This is a genomic window from Streptantibioticus silvisoli (genome assembly GCF_027947535.2).
Lineage (GTDB): Bacteria > Actinomycetota > Actinomycetes > Streptomycetales > Streptomycetaceae > Streptantibioticus_C > Streptantibioticus_C silvisoli.
In genome coordinates this window covers 203,261-228,743 of record NZ_JAAGKO020000002.1, presented here as the reverse complement: position 1 = coordinate 228,743, position 25,483 = coordinate 203,261, and the positions used below count along the sequence as shown (strand labels likewise).

The following is a 25,483-nucleotide window of genomic DNA, read 5'->3' as shown; positions in this document are numbered from 1 at the left end:
GGACGGGCCGGCCGGTGGGCCGGTGGGCGGACGGCGCGCGGGGCCGCCGCGGTACGCCGTCCGCCGCGGTACGCCCGGTACGGTGCCGGCCCGCGCCCGTGGTCCGTTGCCTCACGCCGTCGCCGTCACCGCGGCCGTACCGGTGTCCGGGCGGCGGATCAGGAACGTGGCGGCGAACACCAGGGTCGCGGCGGCCATGATGGCGAAGCTCGGCGGGACGCCGGGGACGGCGTAGCCGACGGCGAGGCCGGTCCACATCTCGCCGACGGCCAGCAGCGCGGACAGCGCGAGGGCGCGGAACGGGGAGTCGGTGAGGCGCTGGGCGGCGCCGGCCGGGGCGGCGAGGAGGCCGAGCAGGAGCAGCGAGCCGACCGCCTGGGTGGCCTCCGCGGCACAGGCGCCGACCAGGACGAGGAACGCCAGGCCCAGCAGCCGGACCGGCACCCCGCGGGCGGCGGCCACCGCTTCGTCGAGCGAGGCGAACAGCAGCGGGCGGGCCAGGACCAGCAGCGCCACGCAGACCCCGGCGGCGACGGCCACCGCGATCCAGGCGGCCGAGGCGGACAGGCCGAAGATGGAGCCGAACAGCACGCTGACGCCCGCGTTGCCGTCGGAGGTGGAGCGGTGGGTGGTGTAGAGCGTCAGGAAGAACACGCCCAGGCCGAGGATCCAGGCGAACGCGCTGCCGATCGCGACGTCGTCGGCCTTGCTGCGGCTGCCGAGGAACCCCAGCAGCAGGGCCACGCCGACGGTGGCGGCGAACAGCCCGATCCGCAGGTCCCAGCCGACCGCCAGCGCGGCCAGCGCGCCGGTGAACGCGGTGTGGCTGAGGGCGTCGCCGGTGAAGATCTGGGCGCGCAGCACCAGGAAGTACCCGGTCAGCCCGGCGGCGGCGGCGATCGCGGTGCCGGCCAGGACGGCGTGCAGGAAGAACGGGTGGGACAGCGCGGCGATCACGCGGCGGCCTCCTCGACGGCGTGGGGCGTACCGCCCGTCGCTCCGGTGCCCGGGCGGGGGCCGCGTGCGCCGAAGGCCGTCGCGGCGGTGCGGGCGGCGCGGGCCAGGACGTAGGCGGCGAAGGCGAACGTGGTGACGAAGAAGCCGACCGGGTAGGGCGAGTAGTAGGCGGCGGTCAGGCCGAGCCAGGTGACGGCCAGGCCGATGAGCATGCCGAGCGGCAGGCTGACCGCGGCGCGCGGGCTGAGCAGTTGCGCGGTGGCCGGCGGCATCACCAGCAGGGCGAAGACCAGCAGGGAGCCGGTGATCTGGCTGGCCTCGGCGGTGGCGGCGCCCAGCAGCACCAGGAAGACCACCGACAGCGCCCGTACCGGCAGGGCGCGGGCGGCGGCGACCGAGGGGTCGACGGAGGCGAACAGCAGCGGCCGTCCGACGGCGGCCAGCACGGCCAGCACGACGACGGCGACCACCGCGAGCAGCACTACCTGGCCGTCGCCGATGCCCAGGAAGCTGCCGAACAGCAGGGCGTCGACGCCGCCGAGGAAGCCCTTGTAGAGCGCGACGAACAGGAAGCCGCAGGCCAGCAGGAACGCCTGGACGGTGCCGATGAGCGCGCTCTCCTCACCGTGGCCCTGGCCGGCGCCGGGGAGCATCGCGATGACCACGGCGGCGGCCAGGCAGAACGCGAAGTAGCCGTAGCCGGAGGCCACCCCGACCAGGACCGCCCCGGAGGCGCCGGGGAAGCCGACGACGGCCAGGGTGTGCGCGGCGAAGGTCTGGCGGCGCAGCACCACGAACCAGCCGACGGCCGCCGACAGCACGGCGATCACCGCGCCGGCCCGGAAGGCGTTGACCATGAACGGGTAGGACCACATGACCTGGATGTCGGTCAGCGGGTTCCACGACCAGGCGGTCAGGCCGGCGTCAGCGAGCGGCACGGCGGGTCCGCTCCGGCGCGGGCGCCTCGGGTGTCCCGGTCGCGCGCGGTGCGCCGGCCGGCGTCCTGGGCCCGGCGGCGGTGTCGTGGCGGTCGGAGTGCAGGGCCGGGGCCTCGGGGCCGCCGACGACGACCAGGCGGCCGTCGCTGGTGCGCAGCACCTCCACCGGGGTGCCGTAGAGCCGGGTGAGGGTGGCGGAGGTGATGACCTCGGCGGGGGTGCCGGTGGCGGCGCCGCCCTCGGCGAGGTAGATGACGCGGTCGAGGTGGCCGAGGATCGGGTTGACGTCGTGGGCGACCATGACGACGGCGACGCCCTCCTCGCGGCAGATGCGGCCGATGAGCGCGGCGACGGCGGCCTGGTTGGGCAGGTCGAGGCTGTCCAACGGCTCGTCGAGCAGGAGGAGTTCGGGCTTGCGGCACAGCGCCTGGGCGATCAGCAGGCGCTGTTGCTCGCCGCCGGAGCACTGGCCGATGGGCCGGTCGGCGTAGCCGGTGGCGCCGACCAGGTCGATGACCTCCTGGACCCGGACCGCCTCGGCGCGGCGGCGGGCGCCGAACCGGGACGGCAGCGGCAGCGGAACGCCCCAGCGGTCGCCGTCCAGGCCCATGCGGACGATGTCGCGGCCCCGGATGCGCAGCCCGGGGTCGAAGCTGCGGCGCTGCGGCAGGTAGCCGACGCGGCGGCCGGCGGTGCCGGGTGCGCCGCCCAGGACGGTGACCGAGCCCAGCGCGAGCGGGCGCAGCCCGAGTACCGCCTTGAGCAGGGTGGACTTGCCGACGCCGTTGGGTCCGAGGATGGCGGTGAACTCGCCGGGGGCCACGGCCAGGTCGACGCCGGACCACAGGGTGCGGCCGCCGACGCGGACACCGGCGCCGCGCAGCCGCAGTACCGGGGGCGCGGCCGGTTCACCGCCGCGCGACTGCGGGGGAATGGGGGGTGCCATCATCTGACTCACCGTCACTTAACGGTCGCTTTCGGTCTGTCGGGGGCGCGTCGGCCCGTCGTGGGTCCGGCCGGCGGTCGGCCGGCCCTGCCGGTCGGCCGCGCGCCGGTGGGGCGGCGGCGGCCGGGTCACTTTCCGGTGGCCTTCGCCAGGGCCCGCTCGATGTCGCGCAGTTGGCGCACCTGCCACTGCTGGAAGGAGTCGCCGGCCGGCGAGAGGGTCTCGGTCACGGTGGCCACCGGGATACCCGCCATCTTCGCCTCCCTGACCTGCTGCTGGACATCGGGGGTGGAGTTCTGGCTGTTGTAGACGTAGATCTTGATCTGCTTCTTCGTGATCTGCCGGTCGATCGTCGCCTTGTCCTGCGCGGTGGGGTCGGAGCCCTCGCTGATGGCGTCGAGGAACGACTGCGGGGTGAGCGTCTTCAGGCCGAGGCCCTGGGCGAGCGGGGTGACGATGGACTCCGAGGCGCCGATCGGGGTGCCGGCCCAGCGGGCCCTGATGTCGGCGATCAGCCGGTCGTAGGGCGCGAGGGCGGTGGTGTCGAACGCGGCCCGGCGGGCGGTGAAGTAGGCGGCGTCGGCGGGGTCGGCGCGGCGGTAGTCGGCGGTGATGGCGGCGACGACCTCGCGCACGTCGGGCGGGGAGTACCAGCGGTGCGGGTTGCCGCCGGGCTTGACGCCGACGACGTCGCCGACGGTCAGCTCGGTGCGGTCGCCGCCGGGGTTGGCGGCCAGCAGCTTGTCGGCCCAGGTGTCGTAGCCGATGCCGTTGACGACGGCGACGCGCGCCATGGAGACGGTGCGGGCGTCGGCGGCGGTGGGCTCGTAGTCGTGCGGGTCGGTCGCCGGGTTGGTGATGACGCTCGTCACGTGGACGTGGCTGCCGCCGAGTTGGCCGGCGATGCTGCCCCAGAAGTTCTCCGCGGCGACGACCTGGATGACGCGGCCGGTGCCGCCGGTGCCGCTGCCGCCGCCCGCCGCGCCGGGCGCGGTGGTCGCGCAGGCGGTGGCCGCGCCGCCCAGGACGGCGACGGCGAGCAGGGGCAGGACCGCGCGGGATATACGGGCGCGGACGGCGGCGGGGGGCATGGCGCGGATCTCCTCGGGTTGACTGCCCGATCAGATTAATTGGAAACGATTTTCACCACCACCCGACCGGACAGTGAGATGACAATCGTTGCCAACTCTTGACGTACCCGCGCGCCCGCCGCGCGTCGCGCCTCCCGTCGTCCCACGGGCGTACTGCTGGAGGCCGGGAGGCCGCGGGCGTGCCGCAGAAAACGCACCGGGCGGCGTACCGCGGCAGGCCGCACCGGGCGGCGTGCGACGGGGACGTCATCCGGCGGCGTACCGCGCGACGTGCGTGGCGACCGACGGGCGGGGGCCGTGGCCGGAGCGGCGGGTGCGGACCGGGTGAACGCTGTTGGCCAGCAGCACCACCCAGGCGCCACTGTCGTGATCCAGCACCACGCCGGTGCCGGTGAAGCCGGTGTGGCCGACGGTGCGCGGACCGGCCAGCGCGCCCATGAACGACGGCTGGTCCAGGTCGAATCCGAGGCCGCGCGGGTGGCCGGGCGTGCCGTGGTCCGCGGTCATCAGGGCCACCGACTGCGGGCGCAGCACCCCGGCGCCGCCGGACAGCAGCGCCCGGCACAGCCGGCCGAGGTCGGCGGCGTCGGCGAAGAGCCCGGCGTGGCCGGCGATCCCGCCGAGGGCGTGGGCGTTCTCGTCGTGCACCTCGCCGTGCACCATGCCGCGGTCCAGCCGGCCCCACGGCCGCCGCTGGTCCTCGGTGGCCGCGATCCGGTGCCGCCAGCCGGCCGGCGGGTTGAAGCGGGTGGACGTCATGCCCAGCGGGCCGGTGACCCCGTCCGCGACCAGCCGGTCGAGCCGGGTGCCGGTGACGCGTTCCAGCAGCAGGCCGAGGGTGATCAGGTTGGGGTCGGAGTAGCGGAAGACCTCACCGGGCGGGGTCAACGGCCGCTGCTCCCACAGCAGTCGCAGGCGTTGCGGGCCCTCGGGGCTTGCGTGGAAGGGCAGTTCGGCCGGCAGTCCCGAGGTGTGCGTCAGCAACTGACGCACCGTCACCTCCTGCTTGCCGGCGGCGCCGAACTCCGGCAGGTAGTACGCCACTTCGGTGTCGAGGTCGATGACGCCGCGCTCGGTCTGCTGGACGGCGACGATCGCGGTGAACAGCTTGGTCACCGACGCGAGGTCGAAGACGGTGTCCCGCCGGGCGGGCAGCCACCGGTGCGGGGGCAGTTCGACGGGCTCCTCGGCGCGTTCGTCCCACGCGGCGTACCGCAGGGCGTGGCCGGCGGCCTCGTGCAGCACGATGTCGTCGCCGACGCCGGCGAGCACGACGGCGCCCGCGCACCAGGGATGCGCGGGCGCCGGGGGCTCGCAGGCGGCGGCCAGGTCCGCGAGGACCAGGGCGGTCAGTTCGTCAACGGTCACCGGGCGACCGTAGCCGTCCGGCGGCCGTCCGCCGCGGACCGCCGCCGGTCAGCGGCCCGCCGCCGACCGCCACGGGCGGCACAGCCCGAGGAACGCGGCCGCCGCGACGCCGGTGCAGCACACCTGCACCAGCGCCATCGGCACCGCCGTACGGCTGCCGGCCACGCCCACCAGCGGCGAGGCGATCGCGCCGATCAGGAACTGGCTGGTACCCAGCAGCGCCGAGGCGGACCCGGCGGCGTTGGGCGTGCGCATCAGGGCGAGCGCGTTGGTGTTGGGCATCGCCAGGCCCATCGCCGACATCAGCACGAAGAAGCCGGCCACCACCGCGAACAGGCTGGGCCTGCCGAAGACGCCGCAGGTCAGCAGGAGCAGGTAGGTCGCGGCGGCGAAGATGACACTGAGCCCGATCCCCAGGGCCCGGTCCAGCGACACCCGGCCGATCAGCACCTTGCCGTTGAGCTGGCCGATGGCCACCAGGCCGATGGAGTTGGCCATGAACACCAGGCTGAACGTCTGCGGGGACGCGCCGAAGATGTCCTGCACGACGAACGCGGACCCCGACACGTAGGCGAACAGCGCGGCGAAGGCGAAGCTGCCGGCCAGCATGTAGCCGCTGAACGGGCCGTCCATCAGCAGCGCCCGCACCGTGCGCAGCGTCTCACCGAGGCCGCCGGCGTGCCGCCGTTCGACGGGCAGCGTCTCCGGCAGCACCTTGGCCACCAGCACGGTCAGCAGGGTGCCGACCACGGTGAGGACGACGAACACCCCACGCCAGTCGGTGAACCGCAGGATCTGTCCGCCGATCACCGGTGCGGCGATCGGCGCCACCCCGGAGATGAGCATCAAGGTGGAGAAGAAGCGGGCCATCGCCTCCCCGTCGTACAGGTCGCGGACGACGGCACGGGCGATCACCACCGCGGCCGCGCCGGCCAGGCCCTGCAACAGCCGGTAGGTGATGAGGAGTTCGACGTCGGGGGCGAACGCGCAGGCGGCGGTGGCCAGGATGTAGATGACCATGCCGGTCAGCAGCGGCCGGCGCCGGCCCCATTTGTCGCTCATCGGGCCGACCACCAACTGGCCGAGCGCCATGCCGAGCAGGCAGCCGGTCAAGGTGATCTGGACGGTGGCCGCCGGGGCGTGCAACGCCTTCGTCACGGCGGGCAGGGACGGCAGGTACATGTCGATGGACAGCGACGGCAGCGCGGTGAGCGCGCCGATCGCGAGGGTGACGAGCATGCCGACGCTCCGGCGGGAGACGGGTCCCGCGAGGCGCTGCTCGGTCGTGGAGGGTGATCCTTGCGGATCGGGAGCCGGGGGAGCGGTTCGCTCTATTCGGTCTTCGGTGGGCGCAGCGGGGCTGGGCTCCGTCATTCCTGGTCTCCATGAGGTGGTCTCGACCACTTCATCCTCCCAGGCTTCCCCCGCCGCCGTCGGCCGATAAGCCGGTCGACGGTGTGCTTTTGGCTACGTCGCGGCGCCGCGCGCGGCCGGAAACCACGCGTGGCGTGCGGGGCGTGGAGCCCGGTCACCTCGCGCGGGGTGCGGCGTGCGGGGGCCGGTCACCTCGCGTGGCGTGCGGCGTTCGGGGCCCGCGCCGCGCCGGGCTCAGTCGCCGGGGTCGTGCTCGCGGGCGCGCTCCAGGCGGAGGATCGCGTCCTGCCACATGGAGACGGCTTGTTCGTGGTCGGCGCCCGCGTCGGCGGCCCAGCCCTCCAGGCCCTCGGCGGCCCGCACCGCGAGCCGGCCGACCAGGCGGCGCAGTTCGGCGGCGTCCAGCGGGCGGATGAGGGTGACGAGGCCGTCCACGTCTTCGCGCAGGGCGCAGGCGATGGCGGCGTCCGCGGTCCGGTCGAGGTCGATTCCGTGCATAACGGAAGGGTTGCCCCCGTAGGACCCGGCGCAAGCGCCGCGGCGCGATCCGAACCGCCCGGCGTGCGCCGTCCGGGTGAACGCCGCAGCGCCCACCACCACCCCGCTCCCCCGCTCCCCCGCACGCTCCCCCGGTCCGGCACACGCTCTCCCCCGGCCCGCCCCCGTCTGCCCGCCCCCGCCGACCCGGCCCCCCGCCCCGGTCCCGGCGCATCAACCCCCGTCCCGCCGACCCCCGTTCACTCCCCCGGCCGGTAGAACGCGGCGCGTACCCGGCGCAGCCAGGCGTCGGCGGCGGCCTCGTCCGGGGCTTCGGGCAGCACGCCGGGGGCGTCCAGCCGGTCGGCGGCGCGGGCGAGGAAGGTCTCGGCGCGCAGGGGTGCGGCGGCGAAGGACTCCCCCAACTCCCGTACCGCGTCCGGGTCCTCGACGCGGAGGGTGAGGTGTCCTGTGCGGTGCAGCTGCTCGGCCTGGCGGACCAGCCGCACCAGATGCCTGGCGTGCTTGGCGGCCTTCGCCGGATCGGTGGCCGGGTCACGGGCGAGCAGCTTGCGGAACTGCTGGCGCGCGTAACCGAGGTAGGCGTCGCGGACCGCACGCTCCGACAGCAACCGGCCGCGCATCGCGACGAGTTCGTCACCGAGCGGGGTACGGGTCTCGTACCGCGCCAGCCACAGCAGTTCGCCCGCGGTGGGGTTGCACGCCAGGATCAGCCGCACCGCCTTGCCGGCCTCGTGCAGCGTGACGTCGGGCCCGGTGCTGACGTGGGACTCCCTGGGCCGGTGCAGGCCGTGCAGCCGCTCGGTCGGCACGGCGAACATCCCCAGCCGGTCGACGTCCGACCCCTCGTGCGCGAGACCGTGGGCGACGGAGCCCACGACCCCGGACAGCAGCACGTTCATACCCGCCCCTTCGGTACGCCGTCGGCCTTCGGTGAGCCGTCAGCGTGCCGGGTGCGCGGATGCGGGCGCGACCGGTTTTCCGCCGGGCCGGCCACGCCCCGGGGCGGCCCCCGGCCCGGGACAGCGCATGCCCCGGGTCGGCCCACGCGTCGGGTCAGCCCGCGGCGGCCGTCACCGTCGCGGCCGTTGCCGTCTCGGCCATCGTGGCGGTGCCGTGGCCGCGATACGCCTCGGCGGCGAAGTGCAGGAAGACCCTGAAGTCCTCGCCGAGCGCGGCCTCCACGTTCGCCAGCGACCGCACCGCCAGCCGGGTCACCGGCGTGTACGCGCCCTCCATCCGGCCGTAGACGCCCTGTTCCAGCCGCGCCTGGAACCAGTCGCCGCGCAGCCGGAACCGGTCCGGTTCGTTGAGCGCCTCCGCCGCGCCGTCCAGCAGGCGGCCGAAGTCCCGGCGGTCGAGGTAGCGGCTGACGCCCAGCAGCGTCTGCACCGAGGCGGCGACGACGGCCGGCCAGCGTTCGCCGTAGTACTGCGACAACCGCTCCGCCACAATGTCCTGAAAGCGCAACGGTTCGTACGTGATGCTCATGCCCCACAGATAGTCAGCCCGTCCGGGTGACACGCCGCGAAGCGGTCCGCGACACACCGGGAATCACTCTCCTGGCCGATACCCCGGCGCCCGCCGCGTCCCCCGAGCCCCCCACCGCCCGCCGTATGCGCCGCGTGCACCACGTACGCGGCAGCACGATCGCGCCATCGCCGCGGAGCGACGGACGGCCCGGCGGAGCAGGCGACGTTCCACCATCCGATCGCGGGCCGGTGCCGGCCGGCCGGGTGTGTTCAGGGAGTGAACGCTAGTGGGGCGAGCGGTGAGGGGGTGGCACGGCCCGATATGTCCGGCAGCGTGGCCGGGCCGCGCCGGACACCGTCGTCGCGGCCGGCGGCAAGGGTGCGGTGACGGGACGCGGACCTGCGCTTTCGCATCGACGGCTCGCGGGGCGGGACCGGTTGGCGCGGGCCGGCGGCCGGATCGCGGCGGGCCGGGGCCGGGAGAGCGGTGAGCGGCAGGCACTGCACACTTCTTGACGCCGTAATTGACACGACCCCAGACTGCAATACGGAACGCCGGTGCTCTGGCGCCGGCACTCCCCAGGGTCCGCGAGCCCCGCCCCCCACGGGCCACGAGCGCGACCCCAGGTCCGCAAAGTACGTGCCGGAGTAGTCCGCTGCCGCCAGAAGGGCCGTTCCCCCCATGCGCACACTCGTCAAGCGTCGCCGCACAGCCTTGTTCTCCGCTCTTCTGCTTCCCGTCGCCGCCCTGCTGGGGCTGGCGATGCCCGCCAGCTCCGCGGGAGCGGCGGGGGTGACCGCCCCGTCCGACGTGCCCGCCCCGCCGACCGGCTGGACGACCGCGTTCAGCGACGACTTCAACGGCGCGGCCAACACCGGCCTGAACACCAGCGACTGGCTCTACGACACCGGCACCGGGTACGCCGGCGGCGCGGCCGCCTGGGGCACCGGTGAGGTCGAGACCGACACCACCTCCACCGCCAACGTCTACCAGGACGGCAGCGGCCACCTGGTGATCAAGGCGATACGCGACGGATCGGGCAACTGGACGTCCGGGCGCGTGGAGACGCAGCGCACCGACTTCGCCGCCCCGGCCGGCGGGGAGCTGGAGATGAGCGCCTCGATCGAGCAGCCCAACCCGGCCTCGGGCCTGGGGTACTGGCCGGCGTTCTGGGCCCTCGGCGCGGCGGCCCGTCCCGTCGCGGCGACGAACTGGCCGAGCATCGGCGAGTACGACATCATGGAGGACGTCAACGCGCTGAGCGAGCACTCCACCACGTTCCACTGCGACGTGTGGGCCGGCGAGTGCAACGACCCCGACGGGATCAGCAGCGGTCTCCAGGCCTGCTCCGGCTGCCAGACCGGGTACCACACCTACTCGGCGATCATCGACCGCACCAACGCCTCCGACGAGCAGCTGCGGTTCTACCTCGACGGCGCGCTGACCTACACGGTCGACCAGAGCCAGGTGTCCGCCTCCGTGTGGGCGGCGGCGATCGACCACGGCTTCTACGCCATCTTCGACCTGGCGATCGGCGGCTCGTACCCGAACAAGGTCTGCGGCTGCACCTCGCCGTCGGCCGACACGACGTCCGGTGCCGCGATGAGCGTGGACTGGTTCGCCGCGTACGAGAAGGCCGGCAGCTGAGTCCCACCGGTTCCACCGGCGGCGCCGGCCAGGTCCCGCGGCTGACGCACCACGACGTCAGCCGCGGTCCCGGCCCCGCCGACCAGCCCTTCGCGGGCCCGCACCGGCCCGGCCCCTCCACCGGCTGACCGGCGCGACCCGCCGCCCCGGCCCCCACCGGCTTTTCGAAGCCGGTGGGGGCCGGGGCGTTTTTTCGTGCGGGGCGCGGCGGGGGTCGGCAGAGGGCGCAGAGGGCGCGGCTCGGCGGGGTGGCGCGTGGCGGAGGTAGTTACGTTCAACTGATAAGCCTATTGTTAGTAATCGTGACTTCCGATCCTCTCCCCGACCAGCCGTCCGGCGACGCCGCGACGCTCGCCTCCGGTCTGCGGCTCGCCGTCTCCCGCATCACCCGGCGGCTGCGGCAGACGCACGCCGTGGGCGACGTGTCGCTGTCCGGTGTCTCCGTGCTGGCCCGCCTCGGCGGCGACGGCCCGGACTCACCCGGCTCGCTGGCCGAGCTGGAGCACGTACGGCCGCAGGCCATGGCCGCCACCCTGGCCGCGCTGGAGGAGCGCGGGCTCGTCCGGCGCGGCCAGGACGCGGCGGACGGGCGGCGGGCCGTCATCACGATCACCGAGGAGGGACGGAAGGTGCTGGTGGAGCGCAGATCGGAGTCCGTACAGCGGCTCACGGACGTGCTGGGCGGGGAGTTCACCCCGGCCGAACGGGACGTACTGGCATCCGTGCTGCCCCTGCTGCACCGGCTGGCGGAACGGCTGTGAGCGGCGAGCGCCCCACGGGCAGCGGCGGCAGCGGCGGCACGGGAAACGGCACCGGCGGCGGCACCGGAAACGGCAGCGGCGGCACGGGAAACGGCACCGGCGGCGGCACCGGAAACGGCAGCGGCGGCACGGGAAACGGCACCGGAGCCGGGGGCAGGGGCGGCGGTGGTCGGCTCAGCCGGGCCGAGCGGCTGCGCAGCTCACCGGTCGGACCGAACTACAAGTGGATCGCGCTGTCCAACACCACGCTCGGCGTGCTGATCGCCACGATGGACGCCTCCATCGTGATCATCTCGCTGCCCGCGATCTTCCGGGGCATCGGCCTCGACCCGCTCGCGCCCGGCAACATCGGCTACCTGCTGTGGATGATCCTGGGCTACCTGCTGGTGTCGGCCGTCCTGGTGGTGGTGCTGGGCCGGCTCGGCGACATGTTCGGCCGGGTCAAGATCTACAACCGGGGCTTCCTGGTGTTCGCCGTCGCCTCGGTGGCCCTCTCCCTGGACCCGTTCCACGGCGGCCACGGCGCGCTCTGGCTCATCGTCTGGCGCATAGTGCAGGCCTTCGGCGGTTCGATGCTCACCGCCAACTCGGCGGCGATCCTCACCGACGCCTTCCCCTCCCGGCAGCGCGGCACGGCGCTGGGCATCAACCAGATCACCGCGCTCGCCGGGCAGTTCCTCGGGCTGCTGGCGGGCGGCCTGCTCGCCGCCATCGACTGGCGCGCGGTGTTCTGGGTGAGCGTGCCGATCAGCGTCGTGGGCACGGTCTGGTCCTACCTGAGCCTGCGGGAGACCTCGATCGGGCGGCGCGGCCGGATCGACTGGGTCGGCAACATCACGTTCGCGGCGGGCGCGGGCATCCTGCTGGCCGCCATCACCTACGGCATCCAGCCGTACGGCGGCAGCGCCACCGGCTGGGGCAACCCCAAGGTGCTGGGCGGCCTGTTCGGCGGCGTGCTGCTGCTGGTGGTCTTCTGCGTCACCGAAACGCGCGTCAAGGAGCCGATGTTCGAGCTCGCGCTGTTCAAGGTGCGGGCGTTCGCGGCGGGCAACCTGGCGGCCCTGCTGACCGCCATCGCGCGCGGCGGCCTCCAGTTCATGCTGATCATCTGGCTCCAGGGCATCTGGCTGCCCCTGCACGGCTACCGCTTCGAGGACACACCGTTGTGGGCCGGCATCTTCATGCTCCCGTTGACCTGCGGCTTCCTGATCGCGGGGCCGATATCGGGCTTCCTGTCCGACCGGTTCGGCGCCCGGCTGTTCTCCACGGCCGGACTGATCGTGGTGGCCTGCTCGTTCATCGGGCTGCTGCTGCTCCCGGTGGACTTCGACTATCCGCTCTTCGCCCTGCTGCTCCTGCTCAACGGACTCGGCCAGGGCATGTTCTCCGCGCCCAACACGTCCTCGATCATGGGCAGCGTGCCGCCGCGGTACCGGGGCGTGGCGTCCGGGATGCGCTCCACGTTCCAGAACTCCGGCACCGCCCTGTCCATCGGCGTGTTCTTCTCCCTGATGGTCTCCGGGCTGGCGACCTCCCTGCCGGGCACCCTCAGCCGCGGACTCCAGGCGCACGGTGTGCCCGCCGGCACCGCGCACCAGGTCGCGTCGCTGCCACCGGTGAGCACGCTGTTCGCCACGTTCCTCGGCAACAACCCCATCGAGCACCTGCTCACCCCCAGCGGTGTGCTCGCCCACCTGTCGGCGGCGCAACACCGGACGCTCACCGGCGCCGGCTTCTTCTCCCGCCTGGTCGCCGGCCCGTTCCACCACGGCCTGGTGATCGTCTTCGGGGTGGCCGCCGGCATGGCGGTGGTCTCCGCCGTCGCGTCGGTACTGCGCGGCAAGCACCGGCCGGGGGACGGCCTGGCGGACGATCCGGCCGACGACCCGAAGGGGTCCGGCGCGGACGCGCCGGGGTGAGGGGGTCCACGACGGGCGGGGTGCTCGCGGTCGGCGGGACGTCCGTCGCCGCGGGGCCGTCGTGGGGAACGGGACCCGCGTGGGGAACGGGACCGTTGTCGGGAGCGGGACCGGTATGACGAACGAGAACTGCGCGGCGCGCTCCGGGGCGCCGCGGTGAACGGGAAAGGAAACTCCGCCATGGCGACGAGCGCCCTGCTGGTGATGGACGTACAGCGGTCCATCGTGGAACGGTTCGACCGGGACGGCGACTACCTGCCGCGGCTGCGCGGCGCGATCGACGCGGCCCGCGCCGCCGGGCTGCCGGTGATCCACGTGGCCGTCGGCTTCCGGACCGGCCACCCCGAGGTCAGCGCGCGCAACGCCTCGTTCGGCCGGATCGCGACGAGCGGCGCCTTCGCGGAGGGCGACCCCGGTGCCGCGATCCACCCGGACGTCGCGCCCCGGCCGGAGGACGTCGTGGTGACCAAGCGCCGGGTCAGCGCGTTCGCCGGCAGCGACCTCGACGTCGTGCTGCGCGCGGGCGGTATCCACGGGCTCGTCCTCACCGGCATCGCGACCAGCGGCGTCGTGCTGTCCACCCTCCGCCAGGCCGCCGACCTCGACTTCGACCTCACGGTCCTGGCCGACGCCTGCCTCGACGACGACCCCGAAGTGCACCGCGTCCTGACGGAGAAGGTCTTCCCCCGCCAGGCCCGGGTCACGACCGTCGAGGAGTGGACGACGACCCTCGCGCGGTAGGCACCGGCGGGTTCCCGGGCGCCGCACGCGCGGGCACGCGTGCGGCGGTCGACGTCAGTTGCCGGTCAGGAGGCCGCGCAGCCCGGCGGTGTCGGTGACCTGGGCGCGCGAGGGGAAGACGCTGGCCAGCAGGACGCGGTGCGCCTCGGCGTCCGGGTCGGCCACGGCGTCGGACAGCACGTACAGGCGGTAGTCGCGGTCGGCGGCGTCGATGACGGTGGACAGCACCACCCCGCTGGTACTGATGCCCGCCAGGACCAGCGTGTCGATGCCGCGCTCCCGCAGCCGCGCGTCGAGATCGGTGGTGGACAGCGCGCCGAAACGGGTCTTGCGCACCACGATGTCGCCCTCGCGCGGCGCGAGACCGTCCAGAACGGCCGTCTCCGGCGCCTCGTCGTGCATGGCCCGGTACCGGGCGACGGTGGCGAACATGGCGTTGGTCTCCGGAACGGCGTCCCAGTCCTTCTCGGTGAAGGCGACCCGGACGTAGGCGACGGTGCCACCGTGGGCGCGTATGTCCTCGATCGCACCCGCGACCCGGCCGACCAGCGCACCGGGGTCGTCGAGACCGGGCAGCGCGGCGAGGATCGCGGGCTGGAAGTCCATCACCAGCAACGCGGTGCGGCTGGGGTCGAAGGCGGGGGCGGGGGCGGGGGTGCTCACGGGTTCTCCCTGGGTTCAGCGGTGTTACGGAAGGGTGGGCGGTCGGCGGGGCGGCGGGGTGATTCGCCGGCGGGGCGGCCGGGTTGGCGGTGCGGCGGTGCGGCGGTGTGATGTGCGGACGGTACGGCCGGGTTGGCGGTGCGGCGGTGCGATCGGCTGACGGTGTTACCGGTCGGCGCTGTCGCCGGGCGGGCGGAGGTCGGCCGCGGCCAGGCGCTCCAGCAGCTCGATGGCCCGTTCCAGATCCGCGCGTTCCGCGTCCGGCACGAGCTGCTCGATCGCACGCGCCAGGAACGACTGCCCCTGGGTGTCCAACGAGGCCAGGAGCAGGGCCGCCGGCTCCCGCGCGTGGACCAGGACCTTGCGGCCGTCGTCCGGATCGCGCTCACCGCGTACCAGCCCGGCCGCCTTGAGCACCGCCAGGTTCTGCGCGATCGACTGCGGGCTGACGTGTTCCAGCTGGGCCAGCCGGGCCGCCGTCACCGGCCCCTCACGTACCACGGTGGCCAGTACGCCCAGTTGGGAGATCGACAGGCCCGTCGCGTGCAGCCCCGCCTCCTCCCGCAGCCGGGACCGCAGACGCTTGACCGCCACGCCGAGCCGGCGGGCGACCGCGCCGGACGGCTGCCGCGCGGCAGGAGGCTTCCGAGGCATGGCGGAAACCTAGCAGATGGACAAGTAACTTAACCAAGTTACCTGCTGAACGGGTGCTGCTCCGGAACGGACGGCATCGGCCCGTTCCTTCCCTGCCTTGGCCAACCGGCAGTTCGCGGTGCGGCGCCCGACGGGGTGACCGAAGCCGGCACCCCAGTGGAGTCGGCCCCCCGGGCGGAACCCGGCACCCCGAGCAGAGTCCACCGCCTCAAGCGGAAGCCGGCACCCCGAGCGAGGGCCGGCACCCCCAGCAGCCGCCGCCTAGGCAGAAGTGGTGAAGACGACGCGGCTACCCGGTTCGGTGGGGGCGGTCCAGGCCCGTTCGACCTGGGACAGCGGCAGCGGCAGCGCGGCGGCGGTGAGGGTGCCGGCGGTGAGTTCGCGTACCAGGGACGGCAGTTCGGCGACGATGCCGGCGGCGGTGAGGGAGCCCTGGCCGCTGCCCATGATCCGCAGGTTGGCGGCGCGCAGCACGAAGGAGGGCAGGGTGATGTCCGGCCCGGCCATGGAGCCGATCTGGATCCAGTCCAGCGGGGCGCTGCGTTCGGTGCGGCGGGTGAGCACGGCGGGGATGGCCAGTTGGGTGGGGTGGCCCCAGGTGTAGTCGATCACCACGTCGACGTCCGCGGCCGCCTCGCCGACCCGTTCCGCCGCCAGGTCCGGGTCGCCGGCCAGCGACACCACCCGGGTGGCGCCGAGGCCGGGGAGCAGGTCCAGCCGCCGCGGGTCGCGGCCGGCGGCGACGACGTCGGCCGCGCCGAGGTGGCGGGCGATCTGCACGGCCATCCGCCCGGCGTTGCCGGTGGCGCCCAGCACCAGCACGCTCTGCCCCGGCTGGAAGGAGACCCGGCGGCGCAGCGCCACCCACGAGGACATGGCGGGGTTCATGGCGGCGGCGACGATCACCGGGTCGGCGTCCGGCGGCAACGGAACGGCGCGGCGCGGGTCCAGGAGCGTGCGTTCGGCCATCGTGCCGGGCGCGTCGTCGTCGGCCACGAAGTACACCCGCCGCCCGTCGGGCAGCCGGCCGACCCCGTCGACGCCGGGGACCAGGGGCAGGTGCCCGTCGCTGGTGTAGTGGGTGCCGTTGGCGCCGGAGCGGACGCGGGGGTGCAGGCCGGCCGCCAGCACGTCCACCAGGACCCGGCCCTCGGCGGGGTCGGGGGTGGCGAACTCCTCGTAGCGCGGCGGGCGGTCGAACGAGCGGACGACGGCGGCGTGCATGGTGACTCCATTCGTCCCCGGCGCGGAGCGGGCCGGTGCCCGGGACCGCCATCCAGGATTAGTACGTGGCACCAATCAAATTAATTGGTGCCACGTACTACGTCAATTACGATGAGGTCATGCCGAACGACGCCACGCCCGCCCCGCACTCCGTACGACCGCGCCCGGACGAGCCCGCCGGGGGGACATCACCGGCGCCGGCCGGTGCGGGCGGCGGACCGCCGCAGGCGCGGACGGCGGACCTGGGGATCGTGGACAGCCTGGCCCAGCTGTCGTTCCTGGTACAGGGCACGCTGGGGAAGGTCGCCGCCGAGCACGGGCTGTCGATCATCCAGCTGCGGCTGCTGGGCGTGCTGCGCGACCGCGAGCCCGGCATGCAGGAACTCGCCCGGCACCTGGGGCTGGACAAGTCGAGCCTGACCGGCCTGGTCGACCGGGCCGAACGCCGCGAGCTGGTCCGCCGGGCCCCCGCGCCGCACGACAAGCGCTCCGTGCTGGTCTCGCTGACCGACCGGGGACACGAAGTCGCCCGCGAGATCACCGAGGACGCCGGCCGGCGCGTCCACGCCCTGACCGCGGACCTCACCGACGCGCAACGCGGCGAACTCTCCCTGCTGGCGAGCGCCCTGGTCAACCGCGTCACCACGATCTGACGCACCGGCGCCCGGGGGCCGGGCACTCGCTCCGGCGCCCCGGGGAACCGGCGTCAGCGAACGGTTGGCGGAAGCCGGCGCAGTCTCACCGGCGGCCCCGGGGCACCGCCTCGCGGGCGGACCACCTCACGGGCGCACCGCCGCACCGGCACCCCGGGGCACCACCTCACCGGCGCACGGGCGCATCGCCGCACGGGCGCACCGCCGCACCGGCGGACCCGCAGACCGCCGCGGAGCGATCCGCGCGCCCCGGACCCTCCCGCCCCGCCCCGCGGATCAGCCCACGCAGTCAGGCCACACCCGCGGCGGCCAGGAATCGACGACCATGATGCCCAGCGTGTACGCCTTGGACACCAGCCCCGGGCGGTTCACCGCCTTGAGCGACCGCAACATCGCATGAATGTGGTAATCAACGGCCTGCCGGCTCATGTGCAGATGCGTGGCGATCTTCACGCTGGACGAACCTGCGGCAAGTAATTGCAAAATCGCCGCATCGGTCTCACTCAGCGTCCGGGGGCGAAGAACGGTCTGGTCGGACGGTGAAGCGGGATTCTGACAGTTCACGCATGCTCTCTGCGGGTCCGGGCCTTTTGGACGATTGAGTTCCGAGGGTGCCGCGTCCAAGTCGTACACGTGTGCTCCAAATCGGTCCGAAATCGGCAAGCGTGCCGAGCCGGTTCGGAATATGGTCCGCCGCCCGCAGGAAACCCCTGGCCGGGGCGGCCGGAACGGGCCCGGTGGCGTACGACTCGGAAGAAGTGGCGTCAATGGCCCGGCGCCGACCGTGGGGTCCTACCGGACTGGGGGCCGACGATGCCGCAGCCGCACGCCGCGTCATGCCGTTTTCGCCCCCACCGCCTTCTCGCCGCGACGACGATCCGCCGGATGAGCGGTAATGAATTTCCCCGCGAAGGGGGTGAGACCATCCTTGGCATTTTCGTGTGCGGTGGCAGTCGCCTTCCGCACATCAAGCTGCCCCGCACCGGTGAACGCGGATTACGCATCACCGGACGGAAACCAACCCCTGACGCAGCGTCAACAATACCGCGCCGAACGGGCGTCCGTGATCGCCGGGCTTCCTACCGGGGCACCGGGAGCCGTCTGAGACGTCCGACCGTCACGGCGGCGACCGCGCACATCACCAGCAGGACGGACCACGGCCACTGCGTTCCCCGCGACAGCAGCCAGATGAGCAGGGCCGGGGCCAAGGTGGTGCCGAGCGACCACGACAACTGGAAGACCGCGAAATGCCGGCCCGGCGACCCCGGGGGCGCGATCTCGGTGGCGAGGGTGCTGATCGAGGGGGCGTGCAGCATCTCCGCCACGGTGTACACGGTGACCGCCACGACGGCGCCGGGCAGCAGCAGCCACCGGGGGGCGGCGGACAGCGACCACAGGATGACGAAGGACACCGCCCACAGCAGCGCGGCCACCTGCACCACCCGGGGGCGCGGCACGTCGGCGACCCACCGGGTCACCGTGGTCTGCGTCAGCACCACCAGCGCGGTGTTCAGGCTGAACAGCGCGCCGCCCAGCCAGGCCGGCAGCCCCAGCACCTCGACCACGTAGACCGTGAGCAGCACCGACAGCACGCTCATGCACAGCACGAGCAGCAGGTTGGTCGACCACACGACCTGAAGCGAGCGGTCCCGCAGGACGGTGCCGTAGCGGCCGGGCGGCGACTGCTGCGCCGAGGCGGCCGGCCGGGGACGTGCCGGCAGCCGCCAGCGCAGCAGCAGCACGGCCACGACCAGGTAGCTGACCGCGTTGACCACGGCCAGCAGCGGGTAGGCCCAGTGCGCGCCGGTCCCCACCGCCACCGCGCCGGCGATGCCGCCGAGTCCGTAGCCCATGTTGCGGGTGGCGCTCTGCACGGCGAACCAGTGCCCCCGCTCCTCGGGGGTGCTGACCAGGCCGACGAGACCGAGCATCGTCGTCCAGCCGGTGCCCTGCCCGACGCCGGCCAGGAACGCCGCGACGACGAGCAGCCACGGCGAGTCCGCCACCAGGTAGCCGGCGAAGGCCAGCGCGCACACCAGGTTGGCCACCACCGCCACGGCGCGCGGCCCGAACCGGTCGATGAGCGGGCCGACCAGCGGCAGCGGGGTCAGCGACAGCAGGCCGGCCGTGGTCAGGGCGAAGCCGATCGTGGCGAGCGGGATCGTCGTGGTGTGCTGGAAATACACCACGGCGAACGGCAGGAACATACCCGACCCGATGCCGTCCGCGACCAGGGTGACGAGCAGCGGCCCCCGGCCGGCCCGCTCGGCCGTCGGCGGACCCGCCGGGCCGTCCGCGCCGGGGGGTTGGGTGCCGGCCACCGCCTCGGACGTCACGGCCGCTCCCCCGGCCCGGCGGCCGGGGCGCCCGGGCACGCCGCGGTGGTCGACGCCGTCACAGCGCAGCCGCTCCGGCGAACCGGGCGGCGTGCGCGATCGGCCCGGGACCGGGGCGGCCGGCCGGCGGCAGGTGCGGCCCGTCGGCCGGGCCGGCGACACCGGAGAGGTCCGGGGTACGGTTCCCGGCGGCCGGGAGCCGGCCGGGCGCTGCCGGGCCGGTGTCGGTGTTCGTGCTGGCCACGCGGTACTCCTGAGTCTTTCGGGTGGTACGGGTGCGGAGGGAGGCCGTACGGCGCCGGGTAGCGGGGACCGCACGGCGATTGGCCCCCGGCGGTGCGCACGTCGGCCTCGCGAAGCCCGGTCAGGGTCTGGTCGCGGGACGTCGCGCCGATCGGGTCCGAGCGGGGCGGGCGGGGGCGGGCCCGGTGGCGTTCATCAGTAGAAACGTCCTTCCTCGCTGATGAAGAGCCGCTCCCCCAGCGGGTCGCCGCACCGCTCGCACGGTACCGCGGCCTGCGGGGCGAGGGTGCCGAAGACGGCCAGGCCGAGGGCGTCGGCGCACGGCCGGCACATCGACCGCAGGTGTTCGCCCCGGGCCATGCCGGTGTCGAAGACCCGCTGGGCGCGGCCGGCCAGCCGCCCGTCGCCGGCGGCCAGCAGCGCGCGCAGCCGGGCGGGGCCGGGCAGGTCGGGCAGCGCCTCGCGGGTCAGCGGCAGCCGGGTGCACGCCACGACCGATCCGGGTTCGCGGTCCAGGCCGATCACCAGCGGTACGCCGGCGCGGTGCCAGGCGTGTTCGGCCCGGGTGCGGGCGCCCGGGGTGCGGGCCACCCGGGTCGCGCAGCGCAGTCCGGCCCGCCGCAGGTCCGCCAGCCAGCGGTCGTACCGCTCGGGCGGTGCCTTCGGGCCGACGGTGACGCCCACCTGCACCGGGGCGATCGCGCTGGGCAGCACCAGGCCGCGCGAGTCCGCGTGCAGCATGGCGGTCATGGCGAGCATCTTGCCGGTGAACCCGATGTCGATCACGTCCTGGTCGGCGCCGAGCGCCAGCCGCAGACGGTCGTTGAGGATGTACAGCGTGGCCAGCACGGTGGGGCGCCGGCTGGGCAGTACGCCGACCGTGACGTAGGAGGTCTTGCCGTACTCGGCCATCGCGGGGGTCTCGACGGTCAGGCAGGGGATGCCCATCGAGCGGAGCAGTTCGGTGACCACCTGCGCGTAGAAGTCGAGCAGTTCCCGGCCGTCGGTGTCGCCGGCGAGCTGGTTGAGTTCCACCACCGGCCACACGTTGCGGTCGCGGAACATCGGCGGGGTCTTGCCCGGGGCGTCGCGGATGACCTCGCCGACCGACACCACCGGTGAGGAGGAGCGCTCCTCCAGCAGCCGGGGGACGACGGTGGCGATGTTGTCCGACCGGAACTGCGCGTCCGGGTGCCCCGGGGCGTCGAGCACCTCGTAGACGTTGTCGTACGCGCCGAAGACGCTGCGGTTGACGGTGGCGGAGGACAGGAAGGGGTGCGTGACGACGGTGGGTTCGTCGCGGGCCGCGACCAGGTCGACGTAGCGTTCGAGGATCAGCCGCACGGCCTGGATGCCGGGGCCCTGCCAGATCGGGATGCCCTTGATGACCGGCGCTCCCGCGAGGAAGCCGGCTCCTTGCAGGACGCGGAGGTAGGACGGTACGGCCATGGCCGGTCAGCACCCCCCGCCGGGCATTCGGTCCAGCACGGCGCAGGCGCGCAGTTCCGCGCCCCACCGTCCCGGGCGCCGCTCGCTGGTCCGCGACGCGGCGTCGAACCCGTCGACCTCGTCGAACCCGCTCGCCAACTCGGCCTCGATGTCGTCCAGTTCGGCCGCGTCGGCCGTTCCGACGTGCAGCAGCAGCAGTTCGGCCACCTGGCGACGGTCGACCAGTCCCCAGCCGAGCGAGTACCAGCGGCCCCGGCCGCCGCGGCGGTCCGGGTCGACCAGGTCGAACGTGGTGCCGTAGGAGCGCAGGTACCACCGGCCGCCGTCCGGCTTGGTGGTGACCGTCACCGGGTAGCGGATCTGCCGGGCGTTGTTGACCGGGACCGCCGGCAGCGCGAGCAGTTGCTGGAACCCGCGGGATTCCAGCGCGGACATCGTGGCGCGCGCGGTGGCGCTGCTGACAAGCATCTCGTTCTCCTGTGGCGTCCAGGTGGCGGTGCCGACGGCCGGGGGCGCGTCCCGCTACGGCTTTCCGGGCAGGTCGGCCGGGTGCAGCAGGCCGACCGGTCCCCTCCGGGTCTGCAACCGGGTTATCAGGCTCAGGGCCGGGCCGGTGGACGCGGTCGTCACCAGGGCCATGATCGCGAAGGCGAGGAAGAACGTCCCGGTCAGGATGCCGTTGGTGAAGCCGATCTGGAGGACGACGAACTCGGTGAGCCCGCGGGTGTTCATCAGCACGCCGCTGCGCGCGCTGTCCCAGCGGTCGGCCCGGCCGAGCCGGGCGCCCAGGTAACCGCCGCCGGCCTTGCCCAGCACGCCCAGCAGGAGCAGGGCCAGGACCAGCGGCCAGGAGACCGCGGAGGTCGACGAGGCGAACACGGTGATGCCGGAGACCACGAAGAACAGCGGGACCATCCGCCGTCCGACGCCGCTGACCGCTTCGACCGGCCGGGTCCACGGCGACCGTTCGCCGCGGGGGACGGCGAGCCCGACCAGGGCGCCGCCGAAGATCGAGGTCAGCCCGAACTGCTGCACGGTGAACGCGACCACGACGGCGATCACCGCGATGACCACGGCCGTCACGGTGGTGTTGCGCACGCCCCAGGCCGCCAGCCGCTCGACCTTCAGCAGCCAGCGCAGCGCGAAGGCGACGGCCACCCCGCCGACCAGCACCAGCATGTCCTGGACGAAGCCGGCCACGCTGCCGCTGTTGACGCCGAGGGCGATCGACAGCACCAGCCAGCCGGCGGAGTCCTGGAAGATGGCGGCGGCCAGCGCCTGCCGGCCGACCGGGGAGTGGCTCATCCGCCGGTCGCTCAGCAGCCGGGCGAGCACCGGTACCGCGGTGATCGAGGTGGCCACCGCGACGAACAGCACGAACGCCAGGCCCGGTGCGCTGCCGCGGGCGTTGGCCGGGCCGTGGTGCAGCAGCCACTCGCCGTACAGGCCGCCCAGCAGCAGCGGCGGGACGAACGAGCCGGCGGTGAGCCAGCCGACGGCCCGCCGCTGCGGCCCGCTGCGGTCGAACCGCATCTCGTGCGCCACGCCGACCAGGAACAGCGTCAGCCCGACCTCGCCCAGCCACTTCAGACCCAGCAGGACGTGGCTGGGCACCGTGCCGTGCAGGAATCCGGGGCCGGCCAGCCACAGCACCACCGGGCCCACCAGCAGGCCGGCCAGGATCTCCCCGATCACGGCGTCCTGGCGCAGCCCGCGCGCCAGGGCGCCGCCCCCCGCCGCGGCGGCGAGGAAGACGGCGGCCGCCACGGCCACCAGCAGGATGTCGAGCGGGGTCATGTCGATCGCCACCTTTTCGTTGCTCCGCCGACCGCGTCGTGCCGGGGCGGCCGGGCCGGGAGGGCGTCGCGCCGGCCGGCCGGGCGGGTCAGCACAGTCCCACCAGGTAGTCGACGGAATCGGTGAGCCGGCCGGTGTTGTCCAGCCGGCGCGGGAACCGCTCGGTGATCACGCGGTCCTCCGTGCGCCGGGCCTGTTCCTCGGCGATCCGGGGATCGCCCGGCCGCTGGGCGAGGCGCTGGTCCAGTTCGCCGTCCGCGGCGTCGACCCAGACCACCCGCCAGTCGGGGGAGGCCAGTTGCTCCAGGGCCGCTCGCGGGGTGAGCGTCAGGATCGGGGTGCGGCCCTCGTCGTGCACCGCCGCGATGTCGTCGTACGCGAACCCGTAGTACGAGCCGGCGTAGCCGGAGTGCACGAAGAGCTGTCCGGCGTCGCGCATGCCGAGGAAGTGCGCCTCGGTGAGGTACCGGTACTCGGCGCCGTCGCCGGCCCGCGGCGCCCGGGTCGTGACGCCGACCGGCTGGGCGAACCGGTCCGGGTGCGCGGTCATCAGCTCGCGCGCGAGAGTGGTCTTGCCCGCGCCGCGCGGCCCGGTGAGGATCAGGCCGGCACCGCCGGCGCTCGTGGTGCGTGGGTCCGCCATGTCAGGACACCCCCGGTTCGAGAACGGTCAGGACCGAGTCGCACAGCGCGGCCCGGCATCCGATGGGCAATGTCAGACAGGGGTCGGCATGCCCGCATTCGAAGTTGGACACGACGGGGAAGTCGAACGGCGCGCAGACCTCGCGGATCACCGCGTCCATCCGGGTGCGTTCCTCGTCCGTCACCCGGGCCATCCTGCCGACCAGGAGCGCGGCCACCTGACCCAGCAGCCCCGCGTTGCGCAGGTGCCACAGGTCCGCGTCCAGTTCACGGACGTCGTACCCGTCGTCGGGCAGGTCCAATACCAGGATCGCGTCCGTGAAGTCGGGCTGCCACGGCGTGCCGATCAGGTGGCGCAGGGTGGGCAGGCAGCCGCAGAGCAGCCGGCCGGTGGCCGAACCGGCCCGCAGCAGGCGCCGGCCGGCGGTGCGGCCGACGTGCCGGGGCCGGCGGACGTCGTCGCCCCAGTCGCAGAACTCGTCGACCACGTGGTCCCACTCCGGCACCTGCCCGAGCGGCCGGGGCCGGGTCACCGCCCGCTGGAACGCGGTGACCGTCTCGGCGAGCGGTTCGGGGTACTCGCCGAACTGCGGCAGCAGGGCCGGGCCGTAGAAGGTGACCAGCCCGGTCGCGACGTGGATGCCGTTGAGGAGGCTGGTGATGTCGGAGTAGCCGCACAGCACCTTCGGGTGGGCGGCGATCAGCTCCATGTCGAGGCCGGCCAGCAGTTGCGCGCTGTGGTTGCCGCCGATGGTGGGCAGCACCGCCGCGACGCCCGGGTCCAGGAACGCCTGCTCCAGGTCGGCCCGGCGCTCCTCGACCCCGGCCGACACCCACGACCGGCTCTCCCGCGCGTGCGGCATCACCCGCACCTGGTAGCCCAGGGCGCGCAACGCGGTGATGCCGCGCTCGGTGCGCCGCGGGAACCGGCCGGCCAGCCCGGCCGAGGGGGCGACGACCGCCACGGTGTCGCCCCGCCGGAGCGGTCGCGGTCGAACGACCGCGACCGGCTCCGGCGCCGCCGGGAGCGCCCCGGCGTACGACGGCCTCATTAGGGCACCATTCCGCTTCCGCGCATCCGCGGCAGCAGTTGCAGGTCGCGCACGTCGTCGTGGTTGAGCACCCACAGCAGGAAGCGCTCGATGCCGATCCCGAATCCGGAGGTGCGCAGCGGCGCCTCGTCCTTCATCGCGATGTACCACTCGTACTCCGCCTCGGGCACGCTGTGGCGCTGGAGCGCCGCGCGGGCCGCGTCGCCGGTGACGTGGCGTTCGCCCGCTCCGGCGGCCTCGCCCTCACCCATCAGCAGGTCGGCGTTGAGGGTGCGTTCGCCGGTTTCGTCGAGCGCCTGGTAGAAGGGCACCGCCAGCGGGTCCCAGTGGGTCAGCCACACCGGGCCGCCGACGTGGTCGATGAGCGCCTTCTCGGCCGCGCGGTCGACGTTGCGGAAGCCGTGCACCGGGTCCACCCGCACGCCGCTGCCCAGCCGCGGCAGGAGCTTCTCCGCCTCGTCGAAGGTGATCCGCTCGATGGTCCGGCCGCCGGCCAGCGACTCCAGGTGCTGCGTGCTGCCGGCGACGGACTCCACGCCCTGCGGGCAGTTGGTCATCAGCGCCGTGCACAGCGCCCGCACGTAGTCGTCGACCGCGGTGAGGGTGTCGTCCAGGCCCAGCGGGAGTTCCGCCTCGCTGTGGAAGAACTCGCTCATGTGGGTGCGGTCGGTCTCCTCGCCGCGGAACGAGGGCATCACGTAGTAGCAGCCGTTGTCGACGAACCGGCAGCCGTACTCCAGGAGGAACTGCATGGAGTCGGCGAGGTAGGTGCGTTCACCGCCCAGCTCCACCTCCACCGGCAGCGAGTCGCTGCCGAGGCCCATCGGGCTCGACACCGCCGTGGTGGTCACCGGCAGCAGCAGCGACTTGACACCCCGGCTGCTCCAGAAACCGGTGGTGGCGGTGGTGATGACGTCCTGGGTCTCCAGCAGCGTCCGGTACCAGGGGTGGTTCACCGCGTCCAGGAAGTGCCGGGACGGCTGCTTCCAGGATCGTGGTGGCGCCAGCCGCCCCGTCCGGCTCTCCTGCGTGTGCGACGTGGTCATATCGCGAAACC

Annotated in this window: 26 protein-coding genes; 5 read left to right on the top strand and 21 right to left on the bottom strand. The window is 73.8% G+C overall.

The window, feature by feature from the left end; genetic code table 11:
- Window positions 1-111 precede the first annotated feature (111 nt).
- The 9 genes from POF43_RS02610 to POF43_RS02570 all read right to left on the bottom strand — a co-directional run bounded on the left by POF43_RS02610 (window position 112) and on the right by POF43_RS02570 (window position 8,663).
- Window positions 112-957, bottom strand: a complete 846-nt coding sequence (locus POF43_RS02610) for a metal ABC transporter permease (protein WP_271324523.1) — start codon at window positions 955-957, stop codon at window positions 112-114.
- Window positions 954-1,895 carry a metal ABC transporter permease gene (locus POF43_RS02605; RefSeq protein ID WP_271324524.1) on the bottom strand — a complete coding sequence of 314 codons (942 nt, stop codon included), beginning with the start codon at window positions 1,893-1,895 and terminating at the stop codon, window positions 954-956. Before POF43_RS02605 ends, POF43_RS02610 begins: the two co-directional genes overlap by 4 nt.
- A complete protein-coding gene (locus POF43_RS02600; protein ID WP_372515783.1) occupies window positions 1,882-2,841 on the bottom strand; it encodes a metal ABC transporter ATP-binding protein in 960 nt (319 codons plus the stop codon). Before POF43_RS02600 ends, POF43_RS02605 begins: the two co-directional genes overlap by 14 nt.
- Before the next feature lie 128 nt (window positions 2,842-2,969).
- Entirely contained in the window at window positions 2,970-3,932 is a 963-nt protein-coding gene (locus POF43_RS02595; protein WP_271324526.1) for a metal ABC transporter solute-binding protein, Zn/Mn family, read from the bottom strand.
- A gap of 246 nt (window positions 3,933-4,178) precedes the next feature.
- Window positions 4,179-5,300 (bottom strand): serine hydrolase domain-containing protein, encoded by a 1,122-nt coding sequence (locus POF43_RS02590; protein ID WP_271324527.1) that lies wholly within the window; start codon window positions 5,298-5,300, stop codon window positions 4,179-4,181.
- A gap of 48 nt (window positions 5,301-5,348) precedes the next feature.
- Window positions 5,349-6,674 carry a multidrug effflux MFS transporter gene (locus POF43_RS02585; RefSeq protein WP_271324528.1) on the bottom strand — a complete coding sequence of 442 codons (1,326 nt, stop codon included), beginning with the start codon at window positions 6,672-6,674 and terminating at the stop codon, window positions 5,349-5,351.
- A 234-nt stretch (window positions 6,675-6,908) separates the two neighbouring features.
- Entirely contained in the window at window positions 6,909-7,172 is a 264-nt protein-coding gene (locus tag POF43_RS02580) for a hypothetical protein (protein ID WP_271316125.1), read from the bottom strand.
- Between the two features lie 239 nt (window positions 7,173-7,411).
- Entirely contained in the window at window positions 7,412-8,074 is a 663-nt protein-coding gene (locus POF43_RS02575; RefSeq protein ID WP_271325988.1) for a DNA polymerase beta superfamily protein, read from the bottom strand.
- A 154-nt stretch (window positions 8,075-8,228) separates the two neighbouring features.
- Window positions 8,229-8,663, bottom strand: coding sequence for a hypothetical protein (locus POF43_RS02570; RefSeq protein ID WP_271325987.1), 435 nt, complete (start codon window positions 8,661-8,663; stop codon window positions 8,229-8,231).
- Window positions 8,664-9,326: 663 nt separating this feature from the next.
- Between POF43_RS02570 and POF43_RS02565 the strand changes: the two genes are divergently transcribed.
- From POF43_RS02565 to POF43_RS02550, 4 genes are all read left to right on the top strand, one after another.
- Window positions 9,327-10,292 (top strand): LamG domain-containing protein, encoded by a 966-nt coding sequence (locus POF43_RS02565; protein WP_271317149.1) that lies wholly within the window; start codon window positions 9,327-9,329, stop codon window positions 10,290-10,292.
- 302 nt (window positions 10,293-10,594) lie between these two features.
- On the top strand, window positions 10,595-11,053 hold the full coding sequence (locus POF43_RS02560) for a MarR family winged helix-turn-helix transcriptional regulator (RefSeq protein ID WP_271325339.1): 459 nt from the start codon (window positions 10,595-10,597) through the stop codon (window positions 11,051-11,053).
- Between the two features lie 227 nt (window positions 11,054-11,280).
- Window positions 11,281-12,972 carry an MFS transporter gene (locus POF43_RS02555; protein ID WP_271325340.1) on the top strand — a complete coding sequence of 564 codons (1,692 nt, stop codon included), beginning with the start codon at window positions 11,281-11,283 and terminating at the stop codon, window positions 12,970-12,972.
- 180 nt (window positions 12,973-13,152) lie between these two features.
- On the top strand, window positions 13,153-13,713 hold the full coding sequence (locus POF43_RS02550) for a cysteine hydrolase family protein (protein WP_271325338.1): 561 nt from the start codon (window positions 13,153-13,155) through the stop codon (window positions 13,711-13,713).
- A gap of 54 nt (window positions 13,714-13,767) precedes the next feature.
- Here the strand turns inward: POF43_RS02550 and POF43_RS02545 are convergent, their stop codons facing one another.
- The 3 genes from POF43_RS02545 to POF43_RS02535 form a co-directional block, all read right to left on the bottom strand.
- Window positions 13,768-14,376 (bottom strand): cysteine hydrolase family protein, encoded by a 609-nt coding sequence (locus POF43_RS02545; protein ID WP_282698464.1) that lies wholly within the window; start codon window positions 14,374-14,376, stop codon window positions 13,768-13,770.
- A 165-nt stretch (window positions 14,377-14,541) separates the two neighbouring features.
- Window positions 14,542-15,030 carry a MarR family winged helix-turn-helix transcriptional regulator gene (locus POF43_RS02540; protein ID WP_271317248.1) on the bottom strand — a complete coding sequence of 163 codons (489 nt, stop codon included), beginning with the start codon at window positions 15,028-15,030 and terminating at the stop codon, window positions 14,542-14,544.
- A 261-nt stretch (window positions 15,031-15,291) separates the two neighbouring features.
- Window positions 15,292-16,254 carry a quinone oxidoreductase family protein gene (locus POF43_RS02535; RefSeq protein WP_271325619.1) on the bottom strand — a complete coding sequence of 321 codons (963 nt, stop codon included), beginning with the start codon at window positions 16,252-16,254 and terminating at the stop codon, window positions 15,292-15,294.
- A 119-nt stretch (window positions 16,255-16,373) separates the two neighbouring features.
- On the opposite strand from POF43_RS02535, the gene POF43_RS02530 reads away from it, so the two are divergent.
- Entirely contained in the window at window positions 16,374-16,907 is a 534-nt protein-coding gene (locus POF43_RS02530) for a MarR family winged helix-turn-helix transcriptional regulator (RefSeq protein WP_271325618.1), read from the top strand.
- A gap of 276 nt (window positions 16,908-17,183) precedes the next feature.
- Here the strand turns inward: POF43_RS02530 and POF43_RS02525 are convergent, their stop codons facing one another.
- The 9 genes from POF43_RS02525 to POF43_RS02485 form a co-directional block, all read right to left on the bottom strand.
- Entirely contained in the window at window positions 17,184-17,471 is a 288-nt protein-coding gene (locus POF43_RS02525) for a LuxR C-terminal-related transcriptional regulator (protein WP_282698463.1), read from the bottom strand.
- Between the two features lie 515 nt (window positions 17,472-17,986).
- On the bottom strand, window positions 17,987-19,243 hold the full coding sequence (locus tag POF43_RS02520) for an MFS transporter (RefSeq protein ID WP_271325693.1): 1,257 nt from the start codon (window positions 19,241-19,243) through the stop codon (window positions 17,987-17,989).
- Between the two features lie 58 nt (window positions 19,244-19,301).
- Window positions 19,302-19,487, bottom strand: a complete 186-nt coding sequence (locus tag POF43_RS02515; RefSeq protein WP_271325692.1) for a hypothetical protein — start codon at window positions 19,485-19,487, stop codon at window positions 19,302-19,304.
- Between the two features lie 194 nt (window positions 19,488-19,681).
- Window positions 19,682-20,935, bottom strand: a complete 1,254-nt coding sequence (locus tag POF43_RS02510; protein ID WP_271323953.1) for a hypothetical protein — start codon at window positions 20,933-20,935, stop codon at window positions 19,682-19,684.
- Between the two features lie 6 nt (window positions 20,936-20,941).
- Window positions 20,942-21,403, bottom strand: coding sequence for a hypothetical protein (locus tag POF43_RS02505; protein WP_271316441.1), 462 nt, complete (start codon window positions 21,401-21,403; stop codon window positions 20,942-20,944).
- A 54-nt stretch (window positions 21,404-21,457) separates the two neighbouring features.
- Window positions 21,458-22,744: a cation:proton antiporter gene (locus POF43_RS02500; RefSeq protein WP_271316440.1), complete on the bottom strand. Its 1,287-nt coding sequence runs from the start codon at window positions 22,742-22,744 to the stop codon at window positions 21,458-21,460.
- Window positions 22,745-22,820: 76 nt separating this feature from the next.
- Window positions 22,821-23,375 carry a nucleoside/nucleotide kinase family protein gene (locus POF43_RS02495; protein ID WP_271316439.1) on the bottom strand — a complete coding sequence of 185 codons (555 nt, stop codon included), beginning with the start codon at window positions 23,373-23,375 and terminating at the stop codon, window positions 22,821-22,823.
- A gap of 1 nt (window position 23,376) precedes the next feature.
- Window positions 23,377-24,339 carry a S66 family peptidase gene (locus POF43_RS02490; protein ID WP_282704374.1) on the bottom strand — a complete coding sequence of 321 codons (963 nt, stop codon included), beginning with the start codon at window positions 24,337-24,339 and terminating at the stop codon, window positions 23,377-23,379.
- An 86-nt stretch (window positions 24,340-24,425) separates the two neighbouring features.
- Entirely contained in the window at window positions 24,426-25,472 is a 1,047-nt protein-coding gene (locus POF43_RS02485; protein WP_271316437.1) for an amino acid--tRNA ligase-related protein, read from the bottom strand.
- Between the last annotated feature and the right edge of the window lie 11 nt (window positions 25,473-25,483).